The organism is Tardiphaga sp. P4_G1 (assembly GCF_056401215.1).
Map to the genome: position 1 here is coordinate 184,206 of NZ_JBFUJU010000012.1, position 16,178 is coordinate 200,383.

Annotated in this window: 19 protein-coding genes; 6 read left to right on the forward strand and 13 right to left on the reverse strand. The window is 61.6% G+C overall.

Annotated elements, in window-relative coordinates; genetic code table 11:
• Positions 1–3 precede the first annotated feature (3 nt).
• The 3 genes from AC1DUY_RS26350 to AC1DUY_RS26360 form a co-directional block, all read right to left on the reverse strand.
• On the reverse strand, positions 4–1,314 hold the full coding sequence (locus AC1DUY_RS26350) for a TRAP transporter large permease (RefSeq protein WP_089265454.1): 1,311 nt from the start codon (positions 1,312–1,314) through the stop codon (positions 4–6).
• Between the two features lie 5 nt (positions 1,315–1,319).
• The gene (locus AC1DUY_RS26355; protein ID WP_231081064.1) at positions 1,320–1,814 is read right to left on the reverse strand and encodes a TRAP transporter small permease; all 495 of its coding nucleotides are present in this window, start codon (positions 1,812–1,814) and stop codon (positions 1,320–1,322) included.
• A gap of 265 nt (positions 1,815–2,079) precedes the next feature.
• Entirely contained in the window at positions 2,080–3,102 is a 1,023-nt protein-coding gene (locus AC1DUY_RS26360; RefSeq protein ID WP_089265456.1) for a TRAP transporter substrate-binding protein, read from the reverse strand.
• A gap of 220 nt (positions 3,103–3,322) precedes the next feature.
• On the opposite strand from AC1DUY_RS26360, the gene pobA reads away from it, so the two are divergent.
• Positions 3,323–4,495: a 4-hydroxybenzoate 3-monooxygenase gene (gene pobA / locus AC1DUY_RS26365; protein ID WP_093756847.1), complete on the forward strand. Its 1,173-nt coding sequence runs from the start codon at positions 3,323–3,325 to the stop codon at positions 4,493–4,495.
• Between the two features lie 115 nt (positions 4,496–4,610).
• Complete coding sequence (locus AC1DUY_RS26370; protein WP_478118158.1) at positions 4,611–5,030, forward strand: PaaI family thioesterase; 420 nt, start codon at positions 4,611–4,613, stop codon at positions 5,028–5,030.
• A 5-nt stretch (positions 5,031–5,035) separates the two neighbouring features.
• On the opposite strand, the gene AC1DUY_RS26375 is transcribed toward AC1DUY_RS26370, so the two are convergent.
• Positions 5,036–5,935: a LysR family transcriptional regulator gene (locus AC1DUY_RS26375; RefSeq protein ID WP_478118160.1), complete on the reverse strand. Its 900-nt coding sequence runs from the start codon at positions 5,933–5,935 to the stop codon at positions 5,036–5,038.
• Between the two features lie 123 nt (positions 5,936–6,058).
• Here AC1DUY_RS26375 and AC1DUY_RS26380 point away from each other — a divergent pair, with 123 nt between their 5' ends.
• Positions 6,059–6,685 carry a pyridoxamine 5'-phosphate oxidase family protein gene (locus tag AC1DUY_RS26380; protein WP_175368272.1) on the forward strand — a complete coding sequence of 209 codons (627 nt, stop codon included), beginning with the start codon at positions 6,059–6,061 and terminating at the stop codon, positions 6,683–6,685.
• Positions 6,686–6,698: 13 nt separating this feature from the next.
• Here AC1DUY_RS26380 and AC1DUY_RS26385 read toward each other — a convergent pair whose 3' ends face one another.
• A complete protein-coding gene (locus AC1DUY_RS26385; RefSeq protein WP_478118163.1) occupies positions 6,699–7,424 on the reverse strand; it encodes a glutathione S-transferase family protein in 726 nt (241 codons plus the stop codon).
• A 58-nt stretch (positions 7,425–7,482) separates the two neighbouring features.
• Positions 7,483–7,686, reverse strand: coding sequence for a hypothetical protein (locus tag AC1DUY_RS26390; protein ID WP_089265462.1), 204 nt, complete (start codon positions 7,684–7,686; stop codon positions 7,483–7,485).
• A gap of 104 nt (positions 7,687–7,790) precedes the next feature.
• Between AC1DUY_RS26390 and AC1DUY_RS26395 the strand changes: the two genes are divergently transcribed.
• Positions 7,791–8,489 (forward strand): helix-turn-helix transcriptional regulator, encoded by a 699-nt coding sequence (locus AC1DUY_RS26395; RefSeq protein WP_478118165.1) that lies wholly within the window; start codon positions 7,791–7,793, stop codon positions 8,487–8,489.
• Positions 8,490–8,546: 57 nt separating this feature from the next.
• Positions 8,547–8,876 (forward strand): YkgJ family cysteine cluster protein, encoded by a 330-nt coding sequence (locus tag AC1DUY_RS26400; protein WP_478118167.1) that lies wholly within the window; start codon positions 8,547–8,549, stop codon positions 8,874–8,876.
• A 10-nt stretch (positions 8,877–8,886) separates the two neighbouring features.
• Here AC1DUY_RS26400 and AC1DUY_RS26405 read toward each other — a convergent pair whose 3' ends face one another.
• The 4 genes from AC1DUY_RS26405 to AC1DUY_RS26420 form a co-directional block, all read right to left on the reverse strand.
• Positions 8,887–9,291, reverse strand: a complete 405-nt coding sequence (locus AC1DUY_RS26405) for a hypothetical protein (RefSeq protein WP_478118169.1) — start codon at positions 9,289–9,291, stop codon at positions 8,887–8,889.
• A gap of 156 nt (positions 9,292–9,447) precedes the next feature.
• Positions 9,448–9,852 (reverse strand): DUF3307 domain-containing protein, encoded by a 405-nt coding sequence (locus AC1DUY_RS26410; RefSeq protein ID WP_068735395.1) that lies wholly within the window; start codon positions 9,850–9,852, stop codon positions 9,448–9,450.
• Between the two features lie 170 nt (positions 9,853–10,022).
• Positions 10,023–10,868, reverse strand: a complete 846-nt coding sequence (locus tag AC1DUY_RS26415) for a DUF6537 domain-containing protein (protein ID WP_478118172.1) — start codon at positions 10,866–10,868, stop codon at positions 10,023–10,025.
• A 15-nt stretch (positions 10,869–10,883) separates the two neighbouring features.
• Positions 10,884–11,543: a Crp/Fnr family transcriptional regulator gene (locus AC1DUY_RS26420; protein WP_089265467.1), complete on the reverse strand. Its 660-nt coding sequence runs from the start codon at positions 11,541–11,543 to the stop codon at positions 10,884–10,886.
• 200 nt (positions 11,544–11,743) lie between these two features.
• On the opposite strand from AC1DUY_RS26420, the gene AC1DUY_RS26425 reads away from it, so the two are divergent.
• Complete coding sequence (locus AC1DUY_RS26425) at positions 11,744–12,550, forward strand: enoyl-CoA hydratase/isomerase family protein (protein ID WP_478118174.1); 807 nt, start codon at positions 11,744–11,746, stop codon at positions 12,548–12,550.
• A gap of 190 nt (positions 12,551–12,740) precedes the next feature.
• On the opposite strand, the gene AC1DUY_RS26430 is transcribed toward AC1DUY_RS26425, so the two are convergent.
• From AC1DUY_RS26430 to AC1DUY_RS26440, 3 genes are all read right to left on the reverse strand, one after another.
• A complete protein-coding gene (locus tag AC1DUY_RS26430) occupies positions 12,741–13,418 on the reverse strand; it encodes a nitroreductase (RefSeq protein ID WP_478118176.1) in 678 nt (225 codons plus the stop codon).
• A 144-nt stretch (positions 13,419–13,562) separates the two neighbouring features.
• Positions 13,563–14,804, reverse strand: a complete 1,242-nt coding sequence (locus tag AC1DUY_RS26435; protein ID WP_478118178.1) for an acyl-CoA dehydrogenase — start codon at positions 14,802–14,804, stop codon at positions 13,563–13,565.
• A 120-nt stretch (positions 14,805–14,924) separates the two neighbouring features.
• Positions 14,925–16,169 carry an acyl-CoA dehydrogenase gene (locus tag AC1DUY_RS26440; RefSeq protein ID WP_478118180.1) on the reverse strand — a complete coding sequence of 415 codons (1,245 nt, stop codon included), beginning with the start codon at positions 16,167–16,169 and terminating at the stop codon, positions 14,925–14,927.
• Between the last annotated feature and the right edge of the window lie 9 nt (positions 16,170–16,178).

Consider the following 16,178-nt stretch of genomic DNA (forward strand, 5'->3'; position numbering starts at 1 on the left):
ACATCACCCGATCATCCGCATCGGCAGCCAAGTGGCAATCAGCGGGAACAGGATCAGCAGCACGAGACGGATCAGGTCGGTAACCACGAATGGCAGCACGCCTTTGAATATCGTCGACATGCTGACGTCCTTGATCACACTCTTGATGACGAACACGTTCATGCCGACCGGCGGATGAATCAGGCCGAGCTCGACGGTCATGACGATGACGATGCCGAACCAGATCGGATCGAAACCAAGCGCCATGATCACCGGAAACACGATCGGCACGGTGAGGATCACCATGGCCATGGCATCCATCAGGCAGCCCAGCACCAGATACATCAGGAGGATCAGCGCCAGCACGCCGTAGGGGCCGATGCCGAGGCCGGTGAGGAACTCGGTGACGTGCTGCGGGGTCTGGGTAATGGTGAGAAAATAGCCAAAGCACAGCGCACCGATGAGCACGGTGAACACGGCGGCCGCGGTCCGCGTCGCTTGCAGTAGTGACTGCAGGATGCCGTCCTTGTTCAGCTTGCCGCGCAGCACGCCGATGATGAAGGCGCCGACCGCGCCGACCGCACCGGCTTCGGTCGGGATGAAGAAGCCGCCATAAAGGCCGCCAATCACGAAGACGAACAGCAACAATGGCGACCAGACATCGCGGATCGCCGCGGCGCGCTCGCGCCACGAGGCTTTCGGGCCAGCCGGCAAGAAGCCCGGCTTGACCACGCCGATGATCGCAATGGTTATCATGTGCATGACGATAGCGAGCAGGCCCGGCACGATGCCGGCGATGAACAGCTTGCCTATGTCTTGCTGGGTAATAATGCCGTAAACTGCCAATACCGTGGACGGCGGCAGCATCGCGCCGAGCGTGCCGCCCACGGCGATGACGCCTGTGGCGAAGCTCTGCGGATAATTGAAACGGCGCATTTCCGGATAGGCAACGGCGGAGAATGTCGCAGCCGTCGCCACCGACGAGCCGGAGATCGCAGCGAAGCCGCCGCAGGCGGCGATAGTCGCGATGCCCAGCCCACCTTTCCAGTGGCCAACAAAGGTGTTGGCCGCGCGAAACAGTTCACGGCTGATACCCGACACCGAGACGAAGGCGCCCATCAGGAGGAACATCGGGATCACGCCAAAGGAATAGTCCGTCACTGTCCGCATGGTAGTCTGGCCGACCAGTTTCAGCGCTGGCGCAAAACCAGTGAGATAGCCGAAGCCCGTGATGCCTACGAGCCCCATTGCCATACCCACCGGCACGCGCAACAGCATCAACACGAACAGGCTGACAAAGCCGATGACGGCAACCGCTTCGTTACTGAGATCCATGCGATTTACTCTGCCGTCTTGATTTCGGGTTCATGCATCTCTTCCGGATGGAAGATCAGCCTGTAAGTGCGGATCGCGATCAACAGCACCGCCGAAACGTCGCCGATCCATGACAGCAGGAAGAACGGCCAGACCGGTAGTTGCAGATCCATGGTGACGATGTGGCTCGAATAGGTGTCCACAACCTTGTCGAACAGCGTGTAGGTCTGCACGGTCACGACGAACAGCAGCACCAAGGTTGCGAACACGTCGATCCAGCGCTGATACTTTGGCGTGGCATTGGCCCAGACCAGATCGACGGTGATGTGCGAGCCGCGATAGGACGTCGCGGCGATGCCCCAGAAGATCAGCACGCCAAGCATGAACTGGCCGATATTGTAATAATCGGGGATCGTGACCGCAAAGAATTTTCGCATAAACACCGCGATGAAAGTGTTCAGCGCGACGATACCGACGAAGAACGCGGCAATCCACTCGATGGAATCGATAAAGCGATCCATCACGTTCTTGCGGGGCGGCTCCGGCGGAATGCCGAGGGCGCTGGATTGGGAGATTTCGGACGTGGCGGTCATCGTCGATGTCACAATGCTCAAGAGGAGAAGCCAGCCTCCGCCCTCTCGATCGTCATGCCCGGGCAGCGCGAAGCGAACTTCACTAGATGACCCGGGCATTCATCTTCTGGGTGGCGAAGGAAAGTGGATGGCCGGGTCAAGCCCGGCCATGACGTGGTGAGAGGTCCGTGCGATCAACGGACTCGGCGGAAAGCTACAGCCCCGCGTCGTGCTTCTTCAGCATCGCCTTGAGGTCGGCGTCGATGGCATCGGCATCGCCGCCGGCCTTCTTCACGGCCGCAGCCCAGGCGGCGTTGAGCGGTTGAACGCCCTTCTTCCACTCGGCGAGCTGCTCGGGCGTCAGCTTGTAGACTTCGTGATCCGGCAGCGCCTTCATCTTGGTGCGGCCATTGGCTTCGAAGTCGACCCAGGGATCGGTGACCTTGGAGGCCCATTCCGGTGTGCAGTGATCGTCGATGATCTTCTTCTGCGCTGCGGACATGGAATTATACTTGGCGAGGTTGATGTTGTAGGTGAACACCGTCGAATAGAGCGGCACGTCGATGTGATACTTCACCACCTTGTCGATACCGAACAGGAAGATCGAGCCCCACGGGAACGCGATCTCGTCAGCAACGCCGCGCTCGATCGCATCGCGCGATTCCGGCGCCGAGGCCTGCACATTGGTTCCGCCGAACAGCTTGACCATTTCGCCGATGGTGCTCTGCGCCGGGCGGACCTTCACGCCGTTGAGGTCTGACGGCACTACGATCTTCTTCTTGCCGTGGATCGATCCGGGATCGTGGATGAAAGCGAAGCACAGCTTCGTGTCCTTCATCTCGGTCTTGGCGTATTTCTGATACCACTCGTTGAGCGCGAGGGTACCCTTCTTGCCGTCCGAGAACACGAAGGGCAGCTGGCCTGCGGCCACGATGGGGAAGCGGCCGGGCTGATAGCCGGGATTCACATAGGTGATATCGGCGATACCATCGCGCGCCATGTCGTAATGATCGAACGCCTTGCCGAGCTGTTCCGAAGGGAATACCGACATCTTGATGCTGCCGCCCGAGGCCTTCTCGATATCGGCGGCCCAGGCCTGCGTGGCCGGCACCAGCGGATGCGCCGGCGGCACCCACAGGGATACTTTCATATTGACGGTTTTGTCTTGCGCCTGGGCCGGGCTCATTGCCGTCGTCAGACAGCCAGCCGCCAGCAATGCAAAGATTGCCCTTTTCATCGACGTCTCTCCCTCTACGCCCGTTTGGACGTGTTCTCTCGAACCTGTTCTATCGAACTTGTTCACCGGACCTTGAATGGCCCTTTGCGAATATTGTTATATGTTATAATCATCCTTGCAAGCGGTGCGATTGCACGCGTTGCGGAGCCAGTGTCGCGACCCCGCTTGACTTGTCAACTCAGTCGGACGACAGAGCCTATATCAACCGCGGGAGCAAGCGTTGCGAACAAAAGTTGCCATCATTGGAGCTGGTCCGGCTGGAATGTTGCTAGGGCAACTATTGCATGCCTATGGGATCGATAACGTCATTCTGGAGCGCAAGGATCGCGACTATGTCCTCGCCCGCATCCGCGCCGGCGTGCTCGAACAGGGCACCGTTGGCCTGCTGGAAAAGCTGGGGATTACCGAGCGCCTGCATCACGAAGGCCTGATCCATGACGGGATCGAACTTCTGTTCGGCGGAATTCGCCACCGCCTCGACCTGAAGAAGGCATCCGGCGGTAAGGTCGTTACCGTCTACGGCCAGACGGAAGTCACCCGCGACCTGATGGACGCCCGCGACAAGGCAGGGCTGACCACGGTCTATGACGCCGACAATGTCTCGCTGCATGATTTCGACGGCACAAGCCCCCGCGTGCGCTACGTCAAGGACGGCGTAAGCCACGAGATCGCCTGCGATTTCATTGCCGGCTGTGATGGGTTCCACGGCGTCTCGCGCCAGAGCGTTCCGGCCTCCGCCGTACAGACCTTCGAGCGCGTCTATCCGTTCGGCTGGCTCGGCCTGCTCTCGGATACGCCGCCAGTGTCGCATGAGCTGATCTACACCAATCACCAACGCGGCTTCGCGCTGTGCTCGATGCGCTCGATGACGCGCAGCCGATATTACGTCCAGTGCTCCCTCGACGAAAAAGTCGAGAACTGGACAGACGACATGTTCTGGGACGAGTTGCGCCGTCGCCTCGACACGGAGGCCGCCGAAAGCCTCATCACCGGCCCATCGCTGGAGAAGAGCATCGCGCCGCTGCGTAGTTTTGTCGCGGAACCGATGCGCTTCGGAAGGCTCTTTTTGGCCGGCGACGCCGCCCACATCGTGCCGCCGACCGGCGCCAAGGGGCTCAACCTCGCGGCCTCCGACGTCCATTACCTGTCGATGGCGTTGCGCGAATTCTATGACGAGAAATCCTCGAGCGGTCTCGACTTCTATTCGGCCATCGCGCTGAAGCGCGTGTGGAAAGCCGTGCGCTTTTCGTGGTGGATGACATCGATGATGCATCGCTTTCCCGACAATGACGGTTTCGGCACCAAGCTGCAGCAGGCCGAGCTGGATTATGTCGTACATTCGGATGTCGCGACAGCGTCGCTGGCGGAAAATTATGTGGGACTGCCGTATTAGGATCGTAGACGCCGCGTTGTTTTAAACGGCCGGATAAAGCCGTTTCAAACTTTGTTGGCCTGTCCTTTGCGCGTGCTTTCGTTTCTATGGCGCAGACAATCTAGATGGATGTGCCATGACCGACACCGCGATCCCCCACGGCTTCGCGCCACACTATCGCAAGAGCCCCCTCACCACGCCGTGGGAACCGATCTATTCAAAGGTGACGGAGACCAATGTCATCCTCGGCCTCCGCATTGCTGAAGCGCATACCAATTCGCGCCGCATGGCGCATGGCGGGCTGATCACGGCGCTGGCCGACAATGCGATGGGCCTGAGTTGTGGCCATGTGCTCGGAGGCGGCACACGGCTGCTCACCGTCAATCTCTCCGCCGATTTTCTCGGCTCCGCGCAGATCGGGCAATGGCTGCAGATCGACACCGAGGTCATCAAGACCGGCAAGCGTCTCTGCTTTGCGCAGGCACTAATCACGGCAGACGGCGAGCCTTGCGCCCGAGCGAATGGCACGTTCAGCGTGGCCCCGCCAAAAACGTAGCGAAGCTATCGCTTGCTGAAATCCCACTGGCAGGTTTCGGCGGCGAGGTCGATGAAGACGCGCACTTTAGCCGATAGCAACCGCGACGTCGGATAGACGATGTGGATCGGCACCACCGGCGGCTCGAACTTCGTCAGCACGCGCTTCAGCCGTCCCGCCGCCAGCCCCTCCGCAGCCTGATAGGCCAGCACGCGAGTCAGGCCGCCACCGTGCTCGGCGTGCCAGATGGCGGCATCGGCGACGTCGGTGGTGAAGCGCGGCGCATGCGTGATGCGAACATCCCGGCCATCACGCATGAAGCGCCATTCCGGCGCTGACGCGATCGAACCGAATTGGATCGTGTCGTGCTTTGCGATATCCTCCGGTGTCTTCGGCTGGCCGCGCTGCGCCAGATAATCCGGCGACGCCACCACGATGCGCGACATGGTACCGAGGTTGCGCGCCACGAGGCTGGAATCGGCAAGATCGCCGATCCGCACCGCGACGTCGATGCCGTCCTCGACCAGGCCGACCATGCGATCGGTCAGCCGCAATTCACCTGACACATCCGGGTAGCGCTGCAGATAGGCCGAGATCAGCGGCGTAACATGCAGCCGCCCGAATCCGACCGGCGCCGAGACGACCAGACGCCCGCTCGGCCGCGCCCGTTCGGCCTGTGCGGAGCCTTCGGCCTCCTCGATATCCGCGAGAATCTGGCGCGCTCGTTGCAGATAGCGCGCGCCGACATCCGTCAGCATCACCGAGCGCGTGGTCCGCTGCAGCAGGCGGGCGCCAAGGCGCTCCTCCAGCGCCGCCACCATGCGGGTGACCGCCGACGCGGAGAGTCCGAGCTTGCGGGCCGCGGGCGCGAACCCCTGCAGGTCCGCCACGGCGACGAAGACGGTCATGGCTTCGATGCGATCCATCGAACCATTTCATATCCAGCAATAATGAAGTGTCAATTCCGATGATTGTTCTTGTGCGAGGAAATAGCCAACTTGGGGCGGCGGGAACGCATCCCGTCCCAAGCTCCAATCAGGGAGTAAGTCATGTCAGACATCCACACCTATTCCAGCGACATTGCCTTCACGCCGACCGTCAAGGCGATCCAGACGCGCAAGGGGTCGCGTTCCGGCTACGCGCATGTCGAGGAAAACGGCGGCTGGCGCACCGAGATCGACGACAATCTCGCAGCGTTTCTCGCCGAGGCGAACAGCTTCTTTCTGGCTACCGCAAGCGCTGACGGCCAGCCTTACATGCAACATCGCGGCGGGCCGAAGGGCTTCGTGAAGATCCTCGACAAGCAGACGCTGGCCTTTGCGGACTATAGCGGCAATCGGCAATACATCACCCAGGGCAATCTCGCCGAGAATCCCAAGGCCAACATCTTCATCATGGATTATGCACATCGCCGACGCGTCAAGCTCTGGGGCACCGCGCGGGTGGTCGAGGACGATCCGGCGCTGCTGGCGTCGCTAATGCCGCAAGGTTATCGTGCCAAGCCGGAACAGGTGATCCTGTTCACGATCGCCGCCTGGGACACCAATTGCCCGCAGCATATCCCGCAGAAGTTCGATGCCGCCGATGTTGCAGCAGTACTGGCAGCGCGCGATGCGCGGATTGCAGAGTTGGAAGCAGAACTGGCGACGCTGAAGGGGGCAGCGTCGCCGCATTGAAGGCGACACAGCCTCAGGCAGCGACGCTGCACTGCCAGACGTGTTCGGGATAATACTCTGCCATCATCCGATCCACGTAGGTGACGAGGTTGCCATAGCGGTGCAACTGACGCTGCAGGGGCGACGGAAACAACGGCGACAGGATCCCGGCCAGAACGCCGAATGCGGTCGCATCGACACCGGCCGGGCGGTTGCTCATCAAGTGAGACTTCCCGGCCAGCAGCACCGACAGAGCCATCAGCGAACGATCCGCGAGTTGCAGCGCCTCATCGGCAGGATGCCGGCCGAGGCCATTCGCCAGATGGTTCTGAATGACGGATTTGCGCGCGGATGCACGAATCTCGTCGCGTTGCGCTTCGGGAATGCCGTCGAAGAAATGCGACGGTCCCTTGGCGAAATTATCGGCATCGACCCAGCGAACGCCGACCAGCGACCAGTAGAGGTGATGCTCGATCATCCGCTCGATCGCCCAGGCCTGAGCGCGCTGGGCGAGATCGAGACCCCTATCGAAATCGACGTCATATTTGCGTTCGATATAGGCGCGGATAAAGGTGGAGTCGGCAATGCACTCAGCGCCGTCATCGATATAGGGCATCTGCCCTTTCGGCGAATCCTGCTGCCGTGCCGGTTGCTTCTCATAGGGCAAGCCGGCCATCTTGAGCTGGACTTCCGTCTTAGTAACGAAAGGGCTGATTTCCGGCAGGCCAAAGCCTGCACCTGCGCCGTGAAGGACGATCATGTGGTTTCTCCAAGTGATAAGGACAAGAGACTAGGCAGTCGCTGCTGCCACCGTGGTGTCAGCAGCCGTCACGCCGGGTCGCGCCGGCGACCCAGACACGCGTCTGGACCGCCGCGGTGGAAACCATGCGCCAGCCGAGCCCGATCAGGGCCCAGCGGAGGTCGCCCGACAGGACGAGAATGGCGCGTTCCAGCAGCCATGCCCGGATGCGCCAGAGCCGGTCATCATGCGAAAATGCCTCAAGGCTATCGAAAGCGGTCATTGCAGAATCCTTCGTTCGTTTGAACCTGGGTCCTGTATGACTGCCCCCTGCTGCCAACATGCTGTCAGCATCGACAGCGGACCAACACGGACAGAGAGACGACGATGAGACGCGCAGACCGCCTGTTTCAGATCATTCAGGTACTCCGGCGCACGCGGAAGCCGCTGACGGCGGACGCCATTGCCGCCGAACTGGAAACGTCCAAGCGCACGATCTATCGCGACATCGCGACACTGATGGCGCAACGCGTCCCGATCCGCGGCGAAGCCGGCATGGGCTATATCCTCGAACGCGGCTTCGACATGCCGCCGCTGATGCTGACACCCGACGAGATCGAAGCCGCCGTGCTCGGCGCGCAATGGGTGATGGGGCACGCCGATCCGGCATTGGCCAAGGCCGCACAGGATCTCATTGCGAAGATCGCGGACACCGTGCCCGAGCGCTTGCGCCCCTTCGTGCTGGAACCCGCGAGCCGCGCGCGGCCGCATTTCCGCGGCACCGCCGACAGCATGGATATGGTGCAGATGCGCGCGCATATTCATGCGGGCAAGAAGGTCCGGCTGCTTTACCGGGACGAAGCCGGTCGCGATAGCGAGCGCATCGTCTGGCCGATCGCGGTGGGTTATCTGGAAGCGGTGCGGCTGCTGGCGGCGTGGTGCGAGCTCCGCCAGGATTTCCGCAGTTTTCGAACCGATCGCGCAATCGAGGCCCATTTTCTCGATGAGAAGTATCCGGAGCGGCGTGAAGCATTGCGCAGCAAATGGCGCAAGACGCTGAGCTGGGAGCGGCCGCAGGATACCTGAAACAGCCGAGCCTGCATCGCGGCTGGCAAAACAGGTCCGATCGGGATAAACCGCGACATGACAAGCGATACCACCACGATCAGCGACGCCAGCCCGTGCCAGGCCTGCGGTGCGTGTTGTTCGTATTCGAGCAACTGGCCGCGCTTCACCATCGAGGACGATGCCGATCTCGATCTGATCCCGGCCAAATATGTCAATGATCGTGAATCGGGAATGCGCTGCGACGGAGACCGCTGCAGCGCATTGACCGGAAAGGTTGGAGAGGCCACAGCCTGCGGGATTTATGCTGTGAGGCCTGACGTGTGCCGGACCTGCATGCCTGGCGATCCCGAATGCGCCATGGCGCGGCGCCGGCACGGGCTGCCAATTCTGGCAGCCGCAGAGTAGTTGATGTCAGCTACGCCGTGACGGCGTGAGCGAGTTCCTCGTCGTCGAGATCATCATCCATCGGCGCCAGCGTCGAGAGCGGCTTGGTCGACAGCGTGATGGCCTTGCGGTTGTGATAGGCCGACACCGAAGGACGCGCCACGGCGGTGTCGTGTGACAGCGCGTAGAGCGTGGAACCAACGCGGCCACCGAATTCGATCAGCTCACGCTCGCTGCAGCTCGATGCGATCGAGATTGCCAAAGCGTGGAGATGACTGCGGCGATAGCAGAACAGAGCCAGCATCGCGCGGACATCGGATGAAACGCTGGCCACGAGATGGGGCAGGCCATTTTCATTTGCACGATACATTGCACCGAGCAGATCTTCCTCGACGGGGCAAAAATCGTTCTCAAAAGCTTGACGGCTGGACCGCATGGGGTTTCTCCTCGTTAATGAGGATGCGGTTGAATTTCCTAACGCAGGGTTAACCAACAGCCTTAATGGCCGCGTGCGACTCTTGAGTAACAGTTTGAAATGTGGCAGCCGTGCCCTGCTACCGCCACATTGGAACTCGATGCGTTCAAACGCGCATCAGCTGTTGGCGACGATGAAGATGGCCAGGAAGAAGTCGGTCAGGTGATGCAGCGCCTGATCGATGCCGATCAGCCACCAGAACCAGCGATGGCCCTGCGTCACACCGAAATGCGATACGCAGATGCCCTTGAGCCGATCGATGGTGATGTGGATCGCGAAGTCGACCAGTCCCAGGAACCAGAGCTTGGGTTGTACAACGGCAATGAACAGCGTTGTCAGCACGCCATGGATCGCGCAATGCGCCAGCAGCGGCAGCGCCCATCCGGTCCGTTGATCCTTGCCTATCGCCATCCAGGCGTTTTGCAGCAGGAAATCAGCGATCACGTGCTTGACGGTGAGGACGAGCATCCACCCGACGAGCCCGCCCAGAGCAATCGACGACGACATTGCAGGAAACAACAAGCTGACGTCCCTCTCACCGGTCACGACAGGCTGGCCCGCTTAGCCGGCCCGATCACTCGCCCTATTTATGACACTCCGAAACCGGGAATGCACGCCGCGGAACCGAAAACCCACCGCTTCCTGCAGAGCCGGCCTGGACGGGAAAACACTGCGCACGCTCCACTTTCTCGCTAGTTCAGGACGGCATGCGCCCGGAGTTCGCCGATCGCCTTGCGTAATTGGTCACCCTTCGGGTCGCGCGGCACCGCACGGGCACGCGTGATCGCGTCCGCCAGATCGGTGATAACCAGCGTCCCATCGAAAGCCGGCTTGGCCAGCCCATCGATGATCTGATGCCAGGCGGCCATGCCCTGCCGATAGCCCGTGCCGTAACCTTCGATCATGGTTGCCGTCTGCACGATGGCCATTGCCGCGTCCGGCTGCTTGGTCAGTGCGCGATCAATCATGTGCAGCCAGCGTTCGACCCAGACGCGCTCGGTTTCATAACGCGTCGACAACAGGCGCCAACGTCGCAGCCAGGATTCGAACTCAAGGCGCTTGATGCCCCAGATGCTCGCCTTGCTGAAACGGATCGGCACCGTGCGATGCGCACAATAGATGCGCTCGAGCGCCCACATCAGGGGATCGCCAACGATCTCTGGCAATGCCGACACCAACTCGTCGAGGCGAAAACGCCGCCTGTCGACGACGGCCGGCCGGCCGGGCATCACGGGCTCCTGCAGCTTGAGCTGCGCGATGCGGATCGGATCGTGATAGCTCATGCGCATCGTGAGCAGCCGCGCAATCTCGCTAAACAGTTCGTCGCTGACGTTGCGCCGTCCGACAAAGCGACGCAGCCGGTCGCTGTAGAGCTGCGCGTAGACTGCGCTCTGATAGTTGATCAACAGGGCCACGCCATCTTCCGCCACAGGACGCACCGCAGCCGGCAGCCCCACCGGCAAAACCGGCGCTGCAGGTTCGCTCCTGTTCGCCAGCTCGGCGAGCGTGGAGCGGATGACGTTGATGAAACCTGCCACGGGACGTCCTGATGCTTATGCGTGCTGCGGCGCCATGGGCAATGCGGGCGCGTCCTGCTTCATCAGACGCGCTTCCAGCTTGTCGATATTCTCGAACAATCGCGCGCTGGCGAGACGCAGGAAGAAGAAACCGAATTCCGGATTCTGCACGTAGAGCTCTTCGACCTGGCTGTAGCTGACGCTGAGCACCATGCCGGGCTCGATACATTCCAGCGTCTGGGTGCGTTCGTTCAAGGGCGACAGCATGCCGAGTTCACCGACAATGGCGCCGACCGGCAATTCGATCCCGGATTCGACGAGACGATAACGACCACTGACGATGTAGAACATGTCTTCGGCCTTCTCGTCCTTGTAAAACAACACCTCACCGGCCTTACAGGGACGCTTGGTCATGAACGGCTTCAGCCATTCCATCGACAGGTCCGAGTTCACCGACTTTTTCACATCCTGGACCAATTGCAGCATCTGGCGCAGGCGGTAGATGTTGAGTGGCAGCAGTACCGCATGCAATGCCATGGTCGGATAGTTGTGGGTCGGGATCGAGATCGCGATTAGCAGGACATTGGCCATGATGCCAAACACCCGCAGCGGAATCATCGTCCGCATCGTGGCGGTCGCGACCACGAAGATCGTGGCGGCGGCGCTGCCAAAGTGATGGAGATAGGACATATCCATGGGAGCAAACCGGGTTTCCAGGAACGGCCGCACCGTCCTCCGCGACTATGAAGCGCGAATGACCGGGCCTTTGCAGCCGCAATATAGCCCATCTGGTTAAAATAGCCCGTGTTGCGACCCGCAAAAATCACGGAGTCGTGCGCAGATTGACGCGATCCGCCGGTGCGGGCACCGTCGCTCGCATCCCAAAGGAGAACAACATGTCGGAAACGACGGAAACCGCATCTGACCAGTCCTCGCCCCCCATTCTGACCATCGACGGCCCCCGCGCCACCATCCGCCTGAACCGCCCCCAGAAGCTGAACCGGCTGTCCCAGCTCGACCTGGACACCTTGGTACAGCTGTTCGATCGCGTAGAGGCCGATCGCGCCGTCCGGGTGCTGGTGCTCACCGGCACCGGCCGCGCTTTCAGCGCCGGCTTCGATCTCAATGCGATCTCCGAACGGGCTGCCAGCGCGCCCAAGCCCGTGGCCGAAGGTTCGTCCGGATCGGCCTTTGAGGCCGTGGCCAACCGGCTGGAGGACCTGGCGCTCCCGACGATCTGCCGGCTCAATGGCGGCGTCTATGGCGGCTCCACCGACCTGGCACTGGCCTGCGACTTCCGAATCGGCGTCGACACCTGCGAGATGTTCATGCCGGCCGCCCGGCTCGGGCTGCATTATTACAAGGGCGGTATCAAACGCTATGTGAGCCGGCTCGGGGTCGACAACGCCAAGCGATTGTTTCTCACCGCGCAGAAGCTGGAAGCCAGCGAACTGCTGTGGATCGGCTACCTCACCGCCATGGTGCCGACCGAGGCGCTGGACGAGGAAGTCGACAAGCTCGCCATGATTCTGGCCTGCAACGCCCCGATCGCCATGCGCGGCATGAAGCAGGCGATCAACGAATTCGCCCGCGGTGAACTGGACGAGGCTGCCGCCGATCAGCGCGCGCGGGACAGCATGCAGGGCGATGAGATCAAGGAAGGCACGAAGGCGTTCGCGGAGAAACGGGCACCGCGGTTTTAAACGCTAAGCCTGTGGCACTTTTCTTCCCCTCTCCCCTTGCGGGAGAGGGTGCCTGAGCGAAGCGAAGGCGGGAGAGGGGGAGCCGCAATCTCCGCTGCCCCTCTCCCGTCTCGAACCCGCTTCGCGTGTTCGATCCACCCTCTCCCACGGCGCGCAGCTTCGCCGCGCTGGGGGAGAAGGGAAAGAAAGATCACTCCACAAACATCGCCACGTCGTCCAACTGCGCACGGTTCGTTCGGTAGCTGTTGACCTTGTGCTCGCGATCCGGATAGCCGAACGAGATGCCGCAAACGACGCGGCGGTCGTCGCTCATGCCGAAATGCCGGCGCACCACGGCGGAATGAAATGCCAGCGCCGCCTGCGGCACCGTCGCGAGGCCCAATGCCTGGGCGGCGAGCATGAAGTTGTTCACGTAACCGCCGCAGTCCACGGCGCCATAGACGCCGAGCGCCTCGTCCGACGTGATGATCGCCACATGCGGCGCGCCGAAGAAATTGAAGTTCTGCAGCGCCTGCTCGGCATAGGCCGTCTTGTCGCCGCGCGCGATGCCCAGCGTATTGTAGAGCTGGAAGCCGCTTTCGCGACGGCGGTCCAGATAGACCCCGCGATATTCGCGCGGAAACGGGAAGTCGCCCGAATTCGGCGTACCCGCGGCCGCGACGGGATAGAGCACATCGCGAAACTTCTTGGTGGCTTCACCCGACGTGATCGTCACCTGCCATGGCTGGCTGTTGCACCATGACGCGGTCTTCTGCGCGGCAGCGAGAATGCGCTCGATGATCTCGCGCGGCACCTGCTCGGTCTTGTAGGCGCGGCAGGAGTAGCGGCCGGCGAGAAGGGTTTCGAGAGTGGAGATGGCGTCAGTCATGGAAACATCCTGGCTCGGTCCCTCATGGTGAGGAGGCGCCAATTGGCGCCGTCTCGAACCATGAGCTGGCTTGGCTCTTGAGTTTGTTGCCATCCTTCGAGACGCGTGCCAAGTGGCACGCTCCTCAGGATGAGGGCAGAGATATCACCGTCCCTTGGTCGGGACCTTGTTGAACGGCACGTCCTTGTCGACGCGGATGTCGCCCGGCAGACCGAGCACGCGCTCGGCGATGATATTGCGCAGGATCTCGTCGGTGCCGCCGGCGATACGCATCGATGGCGAGCCCAAGATCGTCGCCTGAAATTCGCCGGCTGCTTCCGCATCGGCGCCGACCAGCGCGCCGGAAGCGCCCTGCAGATCGGCGGCGAACATCGCGATGTCCTGCATCATCATGCCGGAGACCAGCTTGCCGATGGAATTTTCCGGACCCGGTCGCTCGCCCTTCGACAGCGCCGAGATCGAGCGATAGCTGGTGTATTTCAGACCGGAATTCTTCACCGCCCAGCTCGCGAGTTTCGAGCGCACATTGGGATCGTCAATGGCGAGGCCGTCTTCCAGCATCAGGTTGCTGCAGAACTCGAACAATTCCGGGAAACCCGTGGCGACGCGGGAGCCGATCGACATGCGCTCGTTCATCAGCGTGGTCAGCGACACGTTCCAGCCGTCACCGACGGCGCCGAGCCGCTGCGCATCCGGAATCCGCACATCGGTGAAGAACACCTCGTTGAATTCCTGCATGCCATTGGCCTGCTTGATCGGCTTCACCTCGACACCTTCGCTCTTCATGTCCAGGAAGAACATGGTGAGACCCTTGTGCTTGGGCACATTCGGGTCGGTGCGAGTGATCAGGATGCCATAATCAGAGTAATGCGCGCCGGAGGTCCAGATCTTCTGGCCGTTGACGATCCAGTCGTCACCATCCTTCTCCGCGCGGGTACGAAGGCCAGCGACGTCGGAACCACCGGCGGGTTCAGAGAACAGCTGACACCAGACCTTCTCGCCGGAGGCCAGCGGCGGCAGATATTTGCGCTTCTGGTCTTCGGAGGCATAGGCCATCACGGTGGGGCCGCACATGCCCTGCCCAATGGCGAAGGGCCGCGCGAGCTTGTCATAGACGCCCTCTTCCTGCTGCCAGATCACGCGCTCGATCGGCGTCGAGCCGCGACCGCCATATTCCTTCGGCCAGTGCAGACAGGCCCAGCCGGCATCTGCCTTCTTCTTCTGCCAGGCCTTGGCGACATCGAGCATCGCGTCGCGCTTCTCAGAGGCGCGCTTGGCCGACGGTTTGGTCAACTCGGCTTCCAGTTCTTTCGGCGCGTTGGCATCGATCCACTTGCGCGCGATAGCGCGGAATTCGGCTTCCTGCGGCGTGTCATCGAAGTTCATGGCAGTAGTCCTTAATGAGAAAAGAAAGCGTAGGATGGGTAGAGCCCTTGCGAAACCCATCGATGGGCTTACGCGGACATTGATGGGTTTCGCTGCGCTCTACCCATCCTACAGGCTGACTTATCGTCCCTTGGTCGGGATCTTGTTGAATGGTACGTCCTTGTCGACGCGAATGTCGCCGGGGAGACCCAGCACGCGTTCCGCGATGATGTTGCGCAGGATCTCGTCGGTGCCGCCTTCGACGCGCGTGGCGGGCGAGCGCAGCAGCATCGCCTGGAACTTGCCGGCGACCTCCGCGTCCTCCGGCCCGTTCAGCACGCCGGCCGCGCCCTGCAGATCGAGCGCATAGGTCGCGACATCCTGCAGCATGGCGCCGGCAACGAGCTTACCGATGGAGTTTTCCGGACCCGGACGTTCACCGCGCGACAGCGCCGAGATCGAACGGAATGCCGTATAACGCAGGCCCGAGGCACGCACCGCCCAGTTGGCAAGCTTGGAGCGCACGGCGGGGTCGTCGATGGCCGGACCGTCATCCAGCATCAGGCTGCTGCAGAACTCGAACAATTCCGGGAAGCCGGTGGCGACATTGGCGCCGATCGCCATACGCTCGTTCATCAGCGTGGTGAGCGAGACGTTCCAGCCGTCACCCACAGCGCCGAGGCGCTGCGCATCGGGTATCCGTACGTCGGTGAAATACACCTCGTTGAACTCGGCCTGACCGTTGGCCTGCTTGATCGGCTTCACCTCCACGCCCGGGCTCTTCATGTCCAGGAAGAACATGGTGAGGCCCTTGTGCTTCGGCACGGTGGGATCGGTACGGGTGATCAGGATGCCGTAATCCGAGTAGTGCGCGCCGGAGGTCCAGATCTTCTGGCCGTTGATGACCCAGTCGTCACCGTCCTTTTCCGCGCGGGTGCGGAGACCCGCGACGTCGGATCCGCCGGCGGGTTCAGAGAACAACTGGCACCAGATCTTCTCGCCGGACGCCAGCGGCGGCAGATACTGCCGCTTATGCTCCTCGGCGGCGTAGGCCATCATGGTCGGGCCGCACATGCCGTGACCGATAATGAAGAGCGCGCCGAGCTTGCCGAACACGCCCTCTTCCTGCTGCCAGATCACCCGCTCGATGGGCGATGCGCCGCGACCGCCATAGTCCTTCGGCCAGTGCGGTACGGCCCAGCCGGCATCGGCCTTCTTCTTCTGCCAGGCTTTCGCGACTTCCAGAATATTCGCACTCTTGAGCTGAATGCGGCCAAGCGCAGCCTTCTTCAGTTCGTCTTCATATTGCTTGGGCGCATGGGCCGCGATCCAGGCTTTCGCCTCGGCGCGAAACGCGGCCTCCTGCGGGGTGTCATCAAAATTCATCGCGATTGG

Excerpts from the sequence above, each read along its gene's own strand:
- AC1DUY_RS26350 (WP_089265454.1), bottom strand. The coding sequence starts at position 1,314 with ATGGATCTCAGTAACGAAGCGGTTGCCGTCATCGGCTTTGTCAGCCTG.
- AC1DUY_RS26355 (WP_231081064.1), bottom strand. The coding sequence starts at position 1,814 with ATGGATCGCTTTATCGATTCCATCGAGTGGATTGCCGCGTTCTTCGTC.
- AC1DUY_RS26360 (WP_089265456.1), bottom strand. The coding sequence starts at position 3,102 with ATGAAAAGGGCAATCTTTGCATTGCTGGCGGCTGGCTGTCTGACGACG.
- AC1DUY_RS26370 (WP_478118158.1), top strand. The coding sequence starts at position 4,611 with ATGACCGACACCGCGATCCCCCACGGCTTCGCGCCACACTATCGCAAG.
- AC1DUY_RS26375 (WP_478118160.1), bottom strand. The coding sequence starts at position 5,935 with ATGGATCGCATCGAAGCCATGACCGTCTTCGTCGCCGTGGCGGACCTG.
- AC1DUY_RS26380 (WP_175368272.1), top strand. The coding sequence starts at position 6,059 with ATGTCAGACATCCACACCTATTCCAGCGACATTGCCTTCACGCCGACC.
- AC1DUY_RS26385 (WP_478118163.1), bottom strand. The coding sequence starts at position 7,424 with ATGATCGTCCTTCACGGCGCAGGTGCAGGCTTTGGCCTGCCGGAAATC.
- AC1DUY_RS26390 (WP_089265462.1), bottom strand. The coding sequence starts at position 7,686 with ATGACCGCTTTCGATAGCCTTGAGGCATTTTCGCATGATGACCGGCTC.
- AC1DUY_RS26395 (WP_478118165.1), top strand. The coding sequence starts at position 7,791 with ATGAGACGCGCAGACCGCCTGTTTCAGATCATTCAGGTACTCCGGCGC.
- AC1DUY_RS26400 (WP_478118167.1), top strand. The coding sequence starts at position 8,547 with ATGACAAGCGATACCACCACGATCAGCGACGCCAGCCCGTGCCAGGCC.
- AC1DUY_RS26405 (WP_478118169.1), bottom strand. The coding sequence starts at position 9,291 with ATGCGGTCCAGCCGTCAAGCTTTTGAGAACGATTTTTGCCCCGTCGAG.
- AC1DUY_RS26420 (WP_089265467.1), bottom strand. The coding sequence starts at position 11,543 with ATGGATATGTCCTATCTCCATCACTTTGGCAGCGCCGCCGCCACGATC.
- AC1DUY_RS26425 (WP_478118174.1), top strand. The coding sequence starts at position 11,744 with ATGTCGGAAACGACGGAAACCGCATCTGACCAGTCCTCGCCCCCCATT.
- AC1DUY_RS26430 (WP_478118176.1), bottom strand. The coding sequence starts at position 13,418 with ATGACTGACGCCATCTCCACTCTCGAAACCCTTCTCGCCGGCCGCTAC.
- AC1DUY_RS26435 (WP_478118178.1), bottom strand. The coding sequence starts at position 14,804 with ATGAACTTCGATGACACGCCGCAGGAAGCCGAATTCCGCGCTATCGCG.
- AC1DUY_RS26440 (WP_478118180.1), bottom strand. The coding sequence starts at position 16,169 with ATGAATTTTGATGACACCCCGCAGGAGGCCGCGTTTCGCGCCGAGGCG.